This is a genomic window from Legionella beliardensis, from assembly GCF_900452395.1.
In the GTDB taxonomy this organism is placed as follows: Bacteria; Pseudomonadota; Gammaproteobacteria; order Legionellales; family Legionellaceae; genus Legionella_C; species Legionella_C beliardensis.
In genome coordinates this window covers 2,515,147-2,530,755 of record NZ_UGNV01000001.1, presented here as the reverse complement: position 1 = coordinate 2,530,755, position 15,609 = coordinate 2,515,147, and the positions used below count along the sequence as shown (strand labels likewise).

Here is a 15,609-nt window from a genome sequence, read left to right as displayed (position 1 = left end):
TAATGGAAATAATTAGATTTTTCTAATTCAGGATGAGCATAGAAGTCCAACCCAATTACTTAATAATATGGATATTATTAAGTAATTACTTAATAGGAAAACAAGATGAAAAATAATAATCATGAACGAGTATTAGCATTTAATTTAGCCACAGAGATTAGTGAAGAGGAATTAAAAAAGACAGCAGGCGGTGGCGCACCAGGGCTTACTTATCAAAGAACTAGATATAATACGAATAAACATGGCACATTTGATACAGATTCTGATTCAGATTGGGATTAGTCTTTAGGAAAATTTTTATAGGGATTAGGTAACTTAATTTAATAAGGTACAACTACTTAGAGCATTCTCTTAAAAATATTTATTGAAACCTATAAACATTACAACAACTAAGATGAACTCAACACAAGCGCTATGAACTAGCGTTTGTGTCGCAATAAATATTAGCCTGTAACAGGCGTAGTTTTTAGATCGGATCTAAATTAAAAAAGATTAATTCGTTATCAAAATAGTTCATTTTTATAGTGACCCAACGTTAACTAAGGAAATATTGTGAATGTTTTAATTTCTACAGAACCAGATGATGTGCATGCCATTTTAACAAAATTAGCGCTAGAGGAAAAATCGCATCAATGTAGTCTATGGTTCACCGCGGATATGCCTACCAAGCAAACCAACAGCATATTTTTTTCTAATGAACAACAAGCATGGCTATTAGAAAATGAATCACAACAGCCATTAACAAATCATCATGATATTGATATAGTGTGGTGGCGTCGTGCTAGGCGTCCTTTTATTGGTAATAACTTTGCTAAAGGCGATCAGGAATTTATTCGCAAAGAAAATACTTTTTTTCATGATGGTATTCCCTTAGTTCTTGCTAATGATGCCTTTTGGATTAATCCTTATGATGCGATTAGTCGCGCAAATTCTAAATTATTTCAATTAAAGCTAGCATTGCAATGTGGCTTTAAAATCCCTCCGACTCTAATTTCTAATTCACCTGAGCGAATAAAATATTTTTTAAATCAGTATGAACATGAGCAAGCAGTTTATAAGCCCTTGTCAGCCCACCATTGGTATGAAAAAGATGTTTTAAGAATGTTTTACACTAAAACGATTTGTAAAGAACAGCTGCCTTCTAATGAGATATTACAATTAACGCCCGGAATTTTTCAGAAATACATCAAAAAGAAATATGAGTTGCGGATTACCTGTTTTGGGACACATAGTGTGGCTGCAAAAATTGCATCCCAAGAGCATCCTCAAGGTTTAAACGATTGGCGATATATTCCACCTTTAGAATTAAAGGTAGAGCCTTATAAGTTACCCTATTCTCTTGAGAAGAAAATACAAAATTTCATGGATGCTCTAGGTATAGTTTTCGGTTGCTTTGATTTTATAGTCACGCCAGAAGGTGATTATTATTTTCTCGAAGTTAATCAACAAGGTCAATTTCTTTGGATAGAAGACTGTTGCCCAACAATAAAAATGTTAGATAAATTTGTGAAATTTATTCTCAATAGAGATGCTTATTTCAATTGGAAAGACAAAGAGACTATCAGTTTAGCTGATTATGAGGAAAAAGCTGCAGTGGTTGTTTATGAAAATATGCAAAAGCATATCATGCTTAATGCTTTAAAAAAGACCGAAGCTGCTTAGTTATCTCTACCTGTAGCTTAACTCTTAGCTACAGGCTATTAATAGATTATCAATATGAATAATGAATCCCTATTTAGGCCTGAAGTAATTAAACATAAAAGTTTAGCACAGTTAGGTACAGTATCAATTAATACGCCTTTTCCACTTAAGTTTATTGCTTATAGTATTACAATTATAATTTTGGGTATTATTTTATTTATTTTTTTTGGTGAATGCTCTGAAAAATTTGTTGTTATAGGCTGCCTTAATGACCAACAAGGTGTTGTTAGCGTCTACCCGAGTAAAAGTGGTGTCATTACTCACATTTATAAAGCGAAAGGCGAACAAGTTAAACAAGGCGATGCTATTTTTTTAATTAAATCAATTTTCGATAACTACCCTAATCATAGGGATACCATTTTAAAACAATTAAATGAACGAAAAAAATTAATTATTAGTGAATTGGACGCTAAAGAAAAGCAATTCAATAAATTGAAAGCTCTGCTGTTAAAAAAATATATTTCTTTAGATTTGTATAATCAAAAAAAGCAAGAGATAAGTGAATTACAACGTAATATTAATTTAATAGAAGTCGAAATAATTAGACATAAACAAGAGAAATCTTATATTGTTTATGCACCTGTTGATGGATTTATTGCAGCTGCAATTTTTAAAAAAGGGCAGTATGTTAACCTAACTAAGCCCCTCATAAAAATTGCGCCTATTCAATCAGAACTAATTGCCAATTTATTTGTGCCAGTAAATCAGTCAGGTTTTTTGCATAAGAAGAGTAAAATTACAATACGCTATGATGCTTATCCCTATAAACGGTTTGGCAATTACCCAGCAGTTATCGAATCGATTGATGAAAGTATTTTAACCGACGCTGAAGATGAAAAATCTATTCAAATAGGTCAACCTTATTATAAAGTAACTGCCAAACTAGCTAGCCAGTATGTGAATATATATGGTCATCAGAAGAAACTACAACAAGGCATGACTATAACGGCGATTGTAGAAGGTTCTAAGCGAAAAATATGGCAATGGGTTTTAGATCCTATTTTTAGTGTTTATGGAGAGCTTACCTTGTGATTAATAGTTTAAATTTTAGTCTTAAAAAGGCTAGCCATTTACCCGTTATTTTACAAAATGAAATTGCTGAATGCGGTCATGCTTGTGTTACGATGATTTGCAATTACTGGGGTCATCAAATTGATTTAAGTGCGCTAAATAGCTTAAGGAATACTTCCATAAAAGGGATTACGCTATTTGATATTAGTCATTTATTACAAGAGTTAGGTTTTAGAACGAGGGCGCTGCGTGTTAATTTAGATGATTTAAAATTTACTCGTCTTCCAGCTATTTTGCATTGGAACATGAACCACTTCGTTGTTTTAAAAAAAGTTACAAAAAATTATGTCATTATTCATGACCCAGCTACTGGTGTTAAGCGCTATAACCAAGCAGAATTATCCCAACATTTTACCGGCATCGTATTAGAAGTTGAAAAGTCTGATTCATTTAAAAAAATAATAAATAATAATAAATTAACGCTTTATCATTTCATGAAAATGGCACGAGGGATTAATAAATTTATTATTTTTTTAATTTTACTGTCGTTATCTATTGAAATGATTTCTCTATTAAATCCTTTATTAATTCAATATGTCACCGATGATATTATTGGTACGAGTAATATGAGTAATCTTTATATGATAACCTTTGCCTTTTTAATACTTATCCTATTGCAAAGTGTTATCGAATATAGTCGTAGTTATATGATAGTTTATTTAACGAGTCATCTGACAGAAAAGTTCTCTGCAAGTGTGGTGACCCATCTTTTAAGATTACCTTTAGATTTTTTTTCTCGTCGCCATAAAGGTGATATTCAGTCAAAATTTCAGACAATTGATCACATACAAAAGAAAATAAGTACTGACTTTATTAATACTATGCTTGACGGTTTCATGGTCATTATGAATCTAGCCGTCATGATTATTTATAGTTTAAAACTTACCCTAATTATTTGCTGTAATCTGCTTTTATTTTTAGGAATACGTTATTTGTCATATCGTAGTTTGAAAAATCAAACAGAAACTTCCGTGACCCAGCATGCTAGGGCCGCATCAGTCTTTTTAGAAACATTACAAAGTATTGTACCCATTAAAACGTTTGCTAAGGAAAATGGTCGTTTTAAATTATGGCATAATAGTTATATACAAGCTTTAAATGCTGATATTAGAATTTCAAGGTTAAATAATAATTATGATGTGATTAATCAGTTAGTGTTTCATATAGATCACATTGCAATTATTTTTACAGGGGCCCTGCTCATTTTAACTAGCAAATTTTCTACTGGCATGCTAGTTGCCTTTCTTTCCTACCGTCTTTTATTAATTAACAAAGCGTCTTCTTTTATTCATTATGCTTTCGACTACAAATTAATTTCAATTCAATTAAATCGTTTAAGTGATATCGTTTTACAAGAGCCTGAGTTGGTAACACAAGGGCGTGGGCAACATGCCTTTATGAAGGGCAATTTACAATTAAGTAACCTTAGCTTTCGTTATGATAAGAGCGAGCCTTTTATTTTCAACAAAATTAATCTGACCATTAAAGCCGGTGAGAAAATAGCAATTACCGGGCCTTCTGGCTGTGGTAAATCCACTTTGTTGAAAGTAATGATGGGACTTTTAAGCCCACAAGAAGGCGAGATTTATATTGATGGGATGTTACTCAGTCAATTTGGCTTAAAAAACTATCGGGAATTAACCGCATCGGTGATGCAGGAAGATTGCTTATTAGCAGGTTCTATTTTAGAAAATATTTCTTTTTTCGCTGAAGAAATTAATCTCGATTATGTTTATCAAGTCGCACAGCTTGCCTGTATCCATGACACTATTATGGGATTTCCCATGGGGTATGAAACGCAAGTAGGCGAGATGGGCTCTGTTTTATCGGGAGGGCAAAAACAGCGTATTTTATTAGCACGCGCCTTGTATAAAAAGCCTAAACTATTATTTTTAGATGAGGCAACAAGCCACTTAGACATTGTCAATGAAATTAATATAAACCAATCCCTTAAATCACTTGCCATAACACAAATTATTATTGCCCACCGCCAGGAAACTATTCAAATGGCAGATAGGGTAATTCAGTTAGATAATTTAGCTGAAAGGTAAGTTAACATGTTGCCATAACTTAAGTGCCACATTGCTGGATACCGCGGTCAAGCCGCAGTAATTCGTTTTTCCTTTGGCTTCTTTCCATTCTATGGAAATGCCCTAGCTTGACCACGGTGTTCAGTCTGATTGTTGTAGCTGAAGAGTATATCTAAAGAATTCACCCAATAAGTAGCCCCGGTTTCACTACATTTCACCCAGGCTACGGGTGGGCTTAGCAATGATGATTGATTTAAATTATGGGCGAAGTGTAGAGGCTATGGATTTTTTTGTAGCCTGGGTGTAAGTCTGTAAGGACTGCAACCCGGGTTTCGCTGCGCTGCACCCAGGCTACTTAATGTCTATATATTTAAGCAATCTTTAATCTTTGACTCAATTCATGTCACAATAATATTGACAAAATATTTAATAATGTTATGTTGTAAATAGGCACAAAAATTGTGTCATAAAATAGATAGGACATTGACTGTTCTGTTAATGGAGATTGCACTAGTTACCAATACTGATAAAAAATTCATTTTTAAATCTGAAACTAAGGTTTTTTGTTATCTCTAGGATTTTTAGAAGAATAAGAATAAGGAGAAAAACATGACAACAATGGTAGGAACACAAAACGAATTTCATGATGCTCTCTATGCTCTGTGTGAATTGGACTATGATGCTGTTAAAGCTTATAAAGCAGCCATTGAACGGCTAGAAAGTAAAGAATATAGAAAAAAATTAACGGGGTTTATGCGCGATCATATACGTCATATTGAAAACATAACAAGCCTGTTAACGATGCACCAGCAAAAAGCGCCAGAGGGGCCTGACTTGAAGCAGTATCTTACGCAAGGTAAGGTCATTTTGGCTAACCTATTAGGAGATGAGGCCATTTTAAAGGCTATGATTAGTAATGAGACAGATACCAACACCGCTTATGAGCGCATTAATAAACAGGTTGGTAAGTGGCCTGAGGCAGTTGCTATTGTAAGACAAGGGCTAAATGACGAAAGACGTCATAAACAATGGCTAGAAGTTACCGTTAAAGAATATGCATAATTGAGGGTTTTGGATAAGGAGCGCTAGCTTTAAAGCCGCCATTTGCTTTAATCCATTTGCTCGTCTTTGCGAGCGCAGCGAAGCAATCCAGTTCGGGCTTTGACAAACGTACGCTACTGGATTGCTTCACCTTTATTTCATAAAGGTTCGCAACGACTTAACTTTTCTAGTTTAGCTTTCTTCTACGCAAGAATGCCAGCTGGCAAAAAGACGAGTGAATGTATTTGTTCACTTTCCAGAAGCAATCGGTGATATTGTAGGGTTTTAAGTCATTCTTATCCAAAAATTGCGTATACAATATAAGTATATAATTAAAAATGCTTGTTAAAGGCTTAAAAATTGTATGCTTAAATACAATCAATTTAGTATCTACATTAGTATAATCACGTTATTTGTGCTTTTGTTAAGCCTTGTTGGTTTTACTATTATTGGTATTAATTATGTCGTATTAAATAAAATTTTAAGTGCGAATGCCCGCAGTTCAATTGAATTAACATCTAAGTTAATTAAGCACAGTATTGATAATTATTTACTTCCCTTTAATCGTGATCTTATGCAAATTCAGTATTTAATAACTCATAAGGTCATTGATGATGGTGATGAATTTACTGCCTCAATTCTTAAAATGATACATCAAAACCCAGAAATAGCTGCCATTTATTATGGCACAGTCAATGGCGATTCGTACGGCATTGATCGCCTAACGGCAGGAATAGTTGCAACGAATATTATTATGAACTCAACAAAGCCATTGCATAAAATACGTTATGAATACGATGAACAAGGCAATTTTTTAAAAAAGACTAATTTAACCATTAATTACGATCCAAGAAACCGGCCCTGGTACCAACAAGCAGTTGCAGTAGATAAATTAACTTGGTCAACTATTTATAATTTGCAACCTTTTACTACCAAAACAGCTGCTATACCCGGCATTTCGGCGACATTACCTATTTATGATCAAAACAAACAATTACTGGGTGTTTTAGGGATGGATCTGAAAGTTGATACTATTCAACATTTCATCAACCAATTACCTGTAACTAATAATTCAATGATTTATATTACCAATGAAAAAAGACAAGTCATTGCTTATAGAAATCCTAATGATCAAAAAGACATTCGTGGGAAAATATTAACTCCTGAAAACCTTAAACTGTTTCAAATTCCTCTGCCTCTTTCTCAATTTCAGTGGAGTGAAAAGCATACGCCAATAATCCTTTACGAATACAATAAACAACGTTTCTTTCTAGTAAGTGAACCTATCTTTATTAAAGGTAATTCAGAAGAACTATGGCATATTATCATCATTGTTCCTGAAAATGATGTATTAGCGCTGCTTAGAAGCTTAAGCCTTAAAACATTACTATTAGCTATTGTTATCCTTCTACTAGGAGTGCTAGTTGTTCGCTATTTTTCACAAAAAATCTCTCGGCCTATTATACATTTGGCAAGGGAAGCGCAAGAAATTACGCGTTTAAATCTTAAGCCTAAACCTTTGCTAAAAACTATGATTAAAGAAATTAGCTATATGGATAAGAGCCTATCAAATTTGCGCACTAGTCTTAATTCATTCCAACGCTATGTTCCGCGCTCATTGGTAAAGAAATTGCTGCGTACTGGTAAAATTGCTGAAGTTGGTGGCGAACATCAAACTATTACCATTTTATTTTCTGATATTAAAGATTTCACTAAGATTGCTGAAACAATATCGCCTAAACAATTAATGGTGCATCTCTCTGAGTATTTTCAATTGATGACAGAAGCTGTAATTAGTCATCAAGGCACGCTTGATAAATACATAGGCGATGCCATTATGGCACTTTGGAATACGCCTACACCTGATAAAAAACATGCTCTTCATGCTTGCCGAACTGCTGTTCACATGATGGAAAAAGCGGCTGAATTAAATATTAAGAATCAAAAGCTCAAACTTCCAGAGTTTATTATAAGAATCAGTATTAACACAGGGGATGCTATTGTTGGTAACGTTGGTTCAGGAGATCGATTAAATTTTACGGCCTTAGGCGATGCAGTGAATTTAGCAAGCCGTCTTGAAGCCATGAATAAAATATATCATACGCAGATTATTGTCAGTCAATCTACTTTTGAACAAGTTAAGCAATATTTTTCTTTTCGTTTTCTAGATAAGGTGGCTGTGCGTGGCAAGCAAGAAAGTACGACAATATATGAACTGATTACCGCCCAAGATCTCAAAAATCTAAAAAAGCATAAGCAAGGATTTACGGATGCGTTTTATTATTATCAAAAAGGGGATTGGCATAAAAGCTATGAGTTATTTACCCATGTTACTCCTGCTTATCCTGGCGATCAATTAGCTAATTTATATAAGAAGCGTTGCCAGAAGTTAATAAAAAAACCGCCACAAACTTGGGATGGAATATGGCGAGTTGATGTGTGATCCTAAAGATTATTTAGGTAATTAATTAAATTATTTTTACCCACAATCAGTAAACGTGGCCTGGGCGCAGTCCCAAAGAGCCGGAAACTGGGCTTCAATTCGTTTCATCCCTCTACTTGCTAATCACTCTCATTTTAGTGGGTACCATAGTCAAGCCACGGTATTTCGGTAAAATGAAGTCAATCAATGAAAGAATGACCGCGTATCCAGCAATCTTGTAGTAAATGTAGATACTGTCTTTAATAGCAAGCAAAGTTTCGTTAAAAGGTTTTTTGTTTTTTAAGACAGCATCTACTTGCTTTATCTACCCTAGTGCGAAATACCGTGGCTTGACCACGGTACCCATACCCATCAGTGCCGTTTCACTGGATACCGCAGACACGCCGCGGTAATTCGGTTGTGATTTATTTCATACTAAATAAACGTAGCCTGGGTGCAGGCCCAAGAGGCCGAAACCCAGGTTTTTCTAGTATCGTTGCAATACAATCGCTAATTTGAATCACCAAATTTAGTAATTTAATTTAGCTGGTGAATGTTTATTTCCTGAGTCAGGATCATCTTTTTTACTAAAAAATCTATGCTTTGTAGAGGGAGTAGTAGCCCCTTCATTTAATAATAATTTTTGAAAAGCTGGACTGGGTATAATTATTGTATGAGGATTTGCCGCGCTATATTCACGCAATCCCATCGGCGCTTGGCTTTCCCGCCATTGATTACAGGTATATTGGGAGGCCAGGTAGATATCTTCATCGCCTAATTTAGCCGGCACCCAAGTTTCAGGATTTTCTTTTTCTTTGCGAAGGAGAATCAAATCATTCACTACATCTAATCTTAGAACTGGTTTTTTATAATTTTTTTGAATAGCTTCATAAGCTTCAGAAGCGCTATCAGAACCTGATTTTCCAAAGTAAAAACCAGAAGTCACATGAGCTTTAGATTCTGTAAGGTCCTCGGTACTATTAAGATCAAGTTCCACAACATCAAACCCCTCAGTTTTCCAAGCTCGCCTTGGGCCTAAATAATGGCAAACTACGTTTTCGAAATTACTCTCATGATGACCGATGACTTTACCAAAAATAACTTGCCTTTCTGATTTAGTCATATGAATCATAAATTTTCTATAGTCAGAGGCTTTAAATGGACTTGCCCAATAAGAATAAGTTTCTGGCATCACAATAGAAAAATTGTTATCTTTTATAGTTGCCGCTTTTAAACGTTCTTTAGCAGTCTCTAAAATACTACTTTGTTCGTGTAAATCTTCAATTCCAGAGTACCCTTTTTTATTGGCTAAACGAATTGCGAGTTTTCGCATTTGAGAGACTTCACGGCAAATAGCACCATCGATACAAATGATTAAATTTCCCTCATTATTTTCTCTTATTTTTTGTGGCAATTTATTAACTGTTTGCAGTATCAAATTTGTGGCAAACGATTTCCCAGATCCTGATGGCCCACTAATAATAATAAAATAGCTTTTTTGCCATCTCTCTCCAGCAATGAATTTCGTGGCCTTATTAAAGACGGCAGTTCGATATTGAATGCTATTTACTTCTTCTTTTAAAGCGTTTTGATACAATTTAGTGCCTTTTTTTCCTAAGAGTTTTTCTGCAGAAGTAATTGCTTTTTCTGGCGCATTTTTTCTTACTTCCTCATCACCTTGATAATTTGTTTTCTCAATTGCAGCTAATTTAACAGCATATTTGATAAATTGACTCCGATAATAATCAAGGGGTAGACTTTTCTGCATGTATTTTTTTGCATGGTCTTCAACCCCCTTAAATAATTCATCTATTCCTTCGGCGCTTAGATGGCTTACGCCGTATTCATGTTCTAATGAGGGGTAATTACTTAATTGTGAATGAAGTTTTTCTTCTATAGGATGTAGAGGTATAGGCAACTTACTAACTTGTATGTCTAGGATAATTGGTGGTTGATTATCATCGTCTATGTCTGTAAAAAATTCAGTAGGGGGAAATAGGTTTTCTTCTTTAGAATACATAATATAATCATTAATTTGAACAAATTATAATTAATATATGCATTTAGTATAATTTTATTGTATTAAGGTTTTATTAAAAAAATTTCGCTTTAATTTTAAGAAATAAAACATCATTATTAGATTAAAAAAGAAGGCTTATCTTTTAGGGCGTTATTTCAAGGGAGTGAATAAAATGCTAGACAAAAATAGAATTTTAATCGTTGCAACCAATACTGCTGAATATGAAAAGGTTGGTTATAGGACAGGCTTATGGCTAGGCGAATTGACGCATTTTTGGGATGAGGTAAGTAAGGCCGGTATTAATATGGATATTGCAAGTCCCGCAGGTGGTTTTATACCCCTTGATCCTGAAAGTTTAATGTTGCCAACAATGGGTCATGCTATAGGCTTAACAGGCAAAGCGCATCATCACTACAAAGACCGAGCATTTATGGATTTATTAAAAAATTCGTTATCCCTAACTGATATTAATCCAGCAGATTACAGTGCCATTTATCTTACTGGTGGTCATGGGGTATGTTTTGATTTCCCCAAAAGTAAAGCGTTAGCTGAGTTAATAAGAAATTTTTATGAGTCAAATAAAATTATATCCGCTGTTTGCCATGGTCCAGCAGGCTTGTTAGAAGTAAAACTAAGTAATGGCAGCCCCCTTGTTCAGGGTAAAAAACTAACTTGCTTTTCATGGCAGGAAGAAAAATTAGCCAAGCGTGACGATGCTGTGCCATACAACTTAGAAGAGGAATTAAAAAAACGAGGTGCTGAATACAGCAAAGCTAAGTTGCCTCTTAAAGGCTACATCGTTGAAGATGGTCTGCTTATTACAGGACAGAACCCAGCCAGTGCTAAAGGCGTTGGTGAAGCGGTTGTAAAGAGGCTCAAAACTAGCTAACTACCAAGCCTAACAGGTTTAAGTATAAATAAACTATGAATGATAAAAAGATTGATTTTAACTTAACAGGCGTATCACAAACCCTCTTATTACCGTTGCTAGCTAGAGCTAAATTTAGTCAGTTTCCAAATCCGCCCCTATATGATGCGCAAGCCATTAAGTTAATTGAAAAGATTGATTATGATTTTAATCAATTATTTGCAAGCGTTGGCTATGCTACATCGATTTGGATGATTGCACGCGCTTATCAATTTGATGCAGCAATTAAAGTTTATTTACAGCGCCATCCCAAGGCGGTCATTGTTAACCTTGGTGCGGGCCTTGATACTACCTTTTATCGAGTTGATAATGGCCAGCTAACCTGGCTTGATATTGATTTGCCGCAAGTGATAGATTTGCGCAAAACCTTACTACCAGTCCCGGATAAGCGGGTGCACTATCTAGCTTATTCTCTTCTTGATTCAAATTGGATAGCTGCTGTTAAGAAGTTTGGCGAGCATATTTTTTTTGTGGCTGGTGGATTATTTATGTATTTTCCTAAGGCACAAGCGCAGTCTTTGCTAGTCACTATGGCTAATAAATTTCCACAAGCAGAGCTAATTTTTGATGCAATTCCAAGTGCAAGTTTAGCCTATGTTAATGCTATTTTAGAGGCTGCCAATATAGTTAATGCCAAACTACAATGGGGGCTTGATTATGGCTATGAGCTTGAACGGTGGTCAGGAAATATAAAATTAATTTCACAATTGCCTTATTTTAATTCATTAAGCTTTAGACACCATTTTCCTTTTGTTACACGCTTACGAATGCTACTTTTTAATTTATATAAACGAGGTGGTATTATTCATGTCAAATTTTTAGCTTAAGCTAATTAGCTTATTGTTATTCTTTAAATAAAAGTCTGACTTGAGCGCGTAAATGCGCTAATGTTGGTTGTAAGGATTGCTCATGATAAGGAGTTGCTTCTGCTGCTTGCCATACAGCATGTGGCCATAGTTTATCGTGGGTAAAGCGGCCAATAATATGAATATGTAACTGCGATACAATATTACCTAGAGCACCAATATTAAGTTTATGAGGCTTAAAATAGACGCGCATCAAATTAGAAAGAGAGCTCATTTCATCTATCAGTAAATACCGAATTTTAGTTGGTAATTGATCAATTTCTTGTATATTTTCTACCCTAGGCACTAAAATAAGCCAAGGATAATCGGCATTATTTTTTAATAAAATTTTTGATACAGGCCCATCACCTAATTCAAAGCAAGACGACAAAATCTGATTATTAATGGTAAAAGACATGGGTTTAATCTAGCCAATTTTTTAGCAGACAGGCTACCTTGCTTAAGATTAATTAGCAAGTGTCATAAAAGTATACATAATCTAACTATCTCTCTACATGCTGCGCATAAAGCTTGGTACGTAGAGATAGGATTATATTTCTATAGACAAACAGTTTTATAGGCAAATTTCGTGTGGATCTCGCAGAGACAAGCCGCGGCGCGTAGACGGTAGGTTAATTTTCAACATACCCTAGTTTTCTATAAAAAAATACTCACTTTTGACAGCAAACTGATGTTAATTACTGCCACGCTTTCTTTATAACAATATGTCTATAATAAATAAAGGCCGCTGAAAAATTAAATGTAATTATCCAAGGAAGGTAATGAAAAAATTTATTGAGTTAATCAATAAAAAAAATAGAAATAACAAAAAGTTAGATGCTAAGTCCGCTAATTATCTAATTTTAGAGTCACTTCTTGACGCTATTGCTGTTATCAATGTACAGGGCATCATTCTCAATGTTAATTATGCCATGATTAATTTAACTCATTATTCTCTCCAAGATCTGTTAAATACATCAATTTATAACTATTTCAATGATGACAAAGCATCTAAAGCGATTGCAACTGCACTTGAGCAAGGCAAAATACAAGATGTTGAATGCAATATTATAACTAAAAATAATAAGAAAGTTATTACATTATTAAATGCCGCTGGTTTTCCAGATAGTCAGGGTAATATGCAAGGTTTACTCGTGTGTTTAAAAGATTTAACCAAGCAAAAACATATTGAAGAAAAACTTAATAAAATGCTTACTGAGGTAGAGCGCTCAAACAAAGAACTAGAACAATTTGCTTACACTGCTTCTCATGATTTACAAGAGCCAGTTAGAACAGTCAAAAATTATTTGCAATTATTATCAAGGCGCTATGGCGATAAATTAGGAGAGGATGCCAAAGAATTTATTAAATTTGCGGTAGAAGGGGCTGAGCGCATGGAGCGCTTAATCTATAACCTCCTAACCTTCTCGCGTATTGCGACCAGAGCTAATGCATTTGCCTCGACTGATTCTAATGAGTTAGTAACGCATGTTCTTAATGACTTACATCAACTTATTCTTGATAAGCATGCGCAGGTTAATTACACGCAGTTACCGACTATTGTTTATGATGAAAATCAACTTACGCAAGTTTTTCAAAACTTAATTAGTAACGCATTAAAATTTAATACTAAACAACCTGATGTTCAAATTAAAGCCAAGGAAAAAGAACACGAGTGGCTTTTTTCTATAAAAGATAATGGTATAGGGATTGATCCGCGTTACTTTGAGCAAATTTTTATTTTATTTAAGCGGCTTAATAATCAAAAAGATTTTGAGGGCAGTGGTATTGGACTAGCTACGTGTAAAAAAATTATTGAACGATATGGTGGGGAAATTTGGGTTGAATCGGAGGGGGAAGGCAAGGGCGCGACATTTTATTTTACTATTCCTAAAGAGATTGAGCAATGAGTAATCAACTAGACTTTTTTGAGTTAATTAATCCAAAGCTAGTTTATTACTATCAAAAAGCAGCATTTTATTTAAGTATTCTAACTGGCTTAGCCTGTATCGTAGTGCTTAGCGGGTGGCTGTTTGATATAGATCACTTAAAAGAACCCTTCTTACATCTCTTACCTATAAAGATCATATCTATGAAGGTCAACGCAGTCATAGGATTTTTGTTAGTAAGTATTTCCTTAATTTTACAAAATCCGCAAGTTAAGCAAACGAAATACCGCTTAATCATAGCCAAAATTGCAGCCCTATTTACTTTGTTAATTGGTGTATTGACCTACAGTGAAATTATTTTTAATAAAAATTTGTATATTGATGAATTAATATTTAAAGACAATACTGCTTCTGCAGCACTTTTTCCCCCAGGTAGGATATCATCATTTACCGCAGTAAATTTTATTTTATTTGGCGTTGTATTACTTATTCTTAATCAGGTTAAGCCTTATATCTATCAAAGTCTAATTATTGTAACAATGATAATCAGTATCTATTGCGTTATTGGGTTTAGTTATCATCTTATTACTTATGAAACAGTAAAAACATTTATAACCTTTGCTGATATTAGTCCTTATACAGCATTTGTCTGCCTATTAGTTTCATTATCTATTTTTTTAATAAAACCTGCAGAAGGGTTTATCTCTATTCTTGCACGCAATACCCGAGGTGGCCAGATGATGCGTTATTTACTGCCGCTGGTCATTGCATTACCTATTAGTTATTTAATCATTAGATTAGTAGGTACAGAAAGGGGGTGGTGGGATGGCGCAACCGGCGTGGCTATCATGACCTGCAGCGTGATATTTAGTTTTTTAATTATTATTTTTATCATTTCACACCTGCTTGATAGAACGAAAAATGAAGCAGATAAGAAATTGCATGAAGCCTTGCTTTACTTACAAAAATCAAATGAAGAGCTACGCCAGTTAGCTTATGTGGTTTCTCATGATTTACAAGAACCGTTGCGCTTAGTAGTAAGCTACACTCAGCTGATTGAACGGCGTTATCTTGATAAATTAGATGCTTCAGCACATGAATTTATGGGTTATGCTGCAGAAGGTGCCCAGCGAATGCAAAGTTTATTAACTGATTTATCATTTTATTTAACAATAACGATGGCTGCTGAAAATCAGCAGGCTCTAGATTCACGTGACCTAGTTAACACGGAATCTATCTTAAAAAAGGTTATAAAAGAATTAAAGGAAGTTATTGAGAAAACAAATACTAAAATTAATTATCAATCTTTGCCTGAAGTAGTAGCAAATCAAAATCAATTATCGTTTGTCTTTCAACATTTAATTAGCAATGCCATTAAGTTCTGTACCCAAACACCTGAAATTTTGATTGAAGTAAAAGAGAAGGAAAAAGAATGGCTATTTATGGTACATGATAATGGCATAGGTATTGCTAAAGAATATTACGGGCAGATTTTCATTATTTTTAAGCGTTTAAATACACGTAATAAATTTCCAGGAAGTGGCATTGGCTTAGCAATTTGCAAGAAAATAATTGAGCGGCATGCGGGACGTATTTGGGTAGAATCAGTAGTAGGTGTAGGCTCTACCTTTTTTTTTACTCTTCCTAAGTAAGGAGCTAATT

12 protein-coding genes are annotated in these 15,609 nt (G+C 34.4%); 10 read left to right on the top strand and 2 right to left on the bottom strand.

The annotated features are described in order from the left end of the window. Positions 1 to 105 precede the first annotated feature (105 nt). The 6 genes from DYE47_RS16065 to DYE47_RS11115 all read left to right on the top strand — a co-directional run bounded on the left by DYE47_RS16065 (position 106) and on the right by DYE47_RS11115 (position 8,286). Positions 106 to 282, top strand: a complete 177-nt coding sequence (locus DYE47_RS16065; RefSeq protein WP_160149890.1) for a hypothetical protein — start codon at positions 106 to 108, stop codon at positions 280 to 282. A gap of 270 nt (positions 283 to 552) precedes the next feature. After that, positions 553 to 1,662 carry an MvdC/MvdD family ATP grasp protein gene (locus DYE47_RS11135; protein WP_115303353.1) on the top strand — a complete coding sequence of 370 codons (1,110 nt, stop codon included), beginning with the start codon at positions 553 to 555 and terminating at the stop codon, positions 1,660 to 1,662. Between the two features lie 54 nt (positions 1,663 to 1,716). After that, positions 1,717 to 2,733 carry an HlyD family secretion protein gene (locus tag DYE47_RS11130; RefSeq protein ID WP_115303352.1) on the top strand — a complete coding sequence of 339 codons (1,017 nt, stop codon included), beginning with the start codon at positions 1,717 to 1,719 and terminating at the stop codon, positions 2,731 to 2,733. Continuing rightward, complete coding sequence (locus tag DYE47_RS11125; RefSeq protein ID WP_115303351.1) at positions 2,730 to 4,823, top strand: peptidase domain-containing ABC transporter; 2,094 nt, start codon at positions 2,730 to 2,732, stop codon at positions 4,821 to 4,823. The genes DYE47_RS11130 and DYE47_RS11125 overlap by 4 nt, the downstream gene beginning before the upstream one ends. 588 nt (positions 4,824 to 5,411) lie before the next feature. Next, positions 5,412 to 5,864, top strand: a complete 453-nt coding sequence (locus DYE47_RS11120) for a DUF2383 domain-containing protein (RefSeq protein ID WP_115303350.1) — start codon at positions 5,412 to 5,414, stop codon at positions 5,862 to 5,864. 343 nt (positions 5,865 to 6,207) lie between these two features. Beyond that, the gene (locus tag DYE47_RS11115; protein ID WP_115303349.1) at positions 6,208 to 8,286 is read left to right on the top strand and encodes an adenylate/guanylate cyclase domain-containing protein; all 2,079 of its coding nucleotides are present in this window, start codon (positions 6,208 to 6,210) and stop codon (positions 8,284 to 8,286) included. A gap of 508 nt (positions 8,287 to 8,794) precedes the next feature. On the opposite strand, the gene DYE47_RS11110 is transcribed toward DYE47_RS11115, so the two are convergent. Then, entirely contained in the window at positions 8,795 to 10,285 is a 1,491-nt protein-coding gene (locus tag DYE47_RS11110; protein ID WP_115303348.1) for a hypothetical protein, read from the bottom strand. 172 nt (positions 10,286 to 10,457) lie between these two features. Here DYE47_RS11110 and DYE47_RS11105 point away from each other — a divergent pair, with 172 nt between their 5' ends. Both DYE47_RS11105 and DYE47_RS11100 read left to right on the top strand, forming a co-directional pair. After that, positions 10,458 to 11,174 (top strand): type 1 glutamine amidotransferase domain-containing protein, encoded by a 717-nt coding sequence (locus DYE47_RS11105; RefSeq protein WP_115303347.1) that lies wholly within the window; start codon positions 10,458 to 10,460, stop codon positions 11,172 to 11,174. A gap of 35 nt (positions 11,175 to 11,209) precedes the next feature. Continuing rightward, positions 11,210 to 12,040, top strand: a complete 831-nt coding sequence (locus DYE47_RS11100; RefSeq protein WP_115303346.1) for a class I SAM-dependent methyltransferase — start codon at positions 11,210 to 11,212, stop codon at positions 12,038 to 12,040. 16 nt (positions 12,041 to 12,056) lie between these two features. On the opposite strand, the gene DYE47_RS11095 is transcribed toward DYE47_RS11100, so the two are convergent. Further along, positions 12,057 to 12,476 (bottom strand): HIT family protein, encoded by a 420-nt coding sequence (locus tag DYE47_RS11095; RefSeq protein ID WP_115303345.1) that lies wholly within the window; start codon positions 12,474 to 12,476, stop codon positions 12,057 to 12,059. 364 nt (positions 12,477 to 12,840) lie between these two features. On the opposite strand from DYE47_RS11095, the gene DYE47_RS11090 reads away from it, so the two are divergent. Beyond that, complete coding sequence (locus DYE47_RS11090; protein ID WP_115303344.1) at positions 12,841 to 13,968, top strand: PAS domain-containing sensor histidine kinase; 1,128 nt, start codon at positions 12,841 to 12,843, stop codon at positions 13,966 to 13,968. Continuing rightward, positions 13,965 to 15,599, top strand: a complete 1,635-nt coding sequence (locus DYE47_RS11085; protein ID WP_115303343.1) for a sensor histidine kinase — start codon at positions 13,965 to 13,967, stop codon at positions 15,597 to 15,599. The genes DYE47_RS11090 and DYE47_RS11085 overlap by 4 nt, the downstream gene beginning before the upstream one ends. Positions 15,600 to 15,609 lie beyond the last annotated feature (10 nt).

What these genes read in the sequence shown, in the direction of transcription:
- DYE47_RS11105 (WP_115303347.1), top strand. Translation starts at nt 10,458, where the DNA reads ATGCTAGACAAAAATAGAATTTTAATCGTTGCAACCAATACTGCTGAA.
- DYE47_RS11095 (WP_115303345.1), bottom strand. Translation starts at nt 12,476, where the DNA reads ATGTCTTTTACCATTAATAATCAGATTTTGTCGTCTTGCTTTGAATTA.
- DYE47_RS11120 (WP_115303350.1), top strand. Translation starts at nt 5,412, where the DNA reads ATGACAACAATGGTAGGAACACAAAACGAATTTCATGATGCTCTCTAT.
- DYE47_RS11130 (WP_115303352.1), top strand. Translation starts at nt 1,717, where the DNA reads ATGAATAATGAATCCCTATTTAGGCCTGAAGTAATTAAACATAAAAGT.
- DYE47_RS11100 (WP_115303346.1), top strand. Translation starts at nt 11,210, where the DNA reads ATGAATGATAAAAAGATTGATTTTAACTTAACAGGCGTATCACAAACC.
- DYE47_RS11115 (WP_115303349.1), top strand. Translation starts at nt 6,208, where the DNA reads ATGCTTAAATACAATCAATTTAGTATCTACATTAGTATAATCACGTTA.
- DYE47_RS16065 (WP_160149890.1), top strand. Translation starts at nt 106, where the DNA reads ATGAAAAATAATAATCATGAACGAGTATTAGCATTTAATTTAGCCACA.
- DYE47_RS11085 (WP_115303343.1), top strand. Translation starts at nt 13,965, where the DNA reads ATGAGTAATCAACTAGACTTTTTTGAGTTAATTAATCCAAAGCTAGTT.
- DYE47_RS11110 (WP_115303348.1), bottom strand. Translation starts at nt 10,285, where the DNA reads ATGTATTCTAAAGAAGAAAACCTATTTCCCCCTACTGAATTTTTTACA.
- DYE47_RS11090 (WP_115303344.1), top strand. Translation starts at nt 12,841, where the DNA reads ATGAAAAAATTTATTGAGTTAATCAATAAAAAAAATAGAAATAACAAA.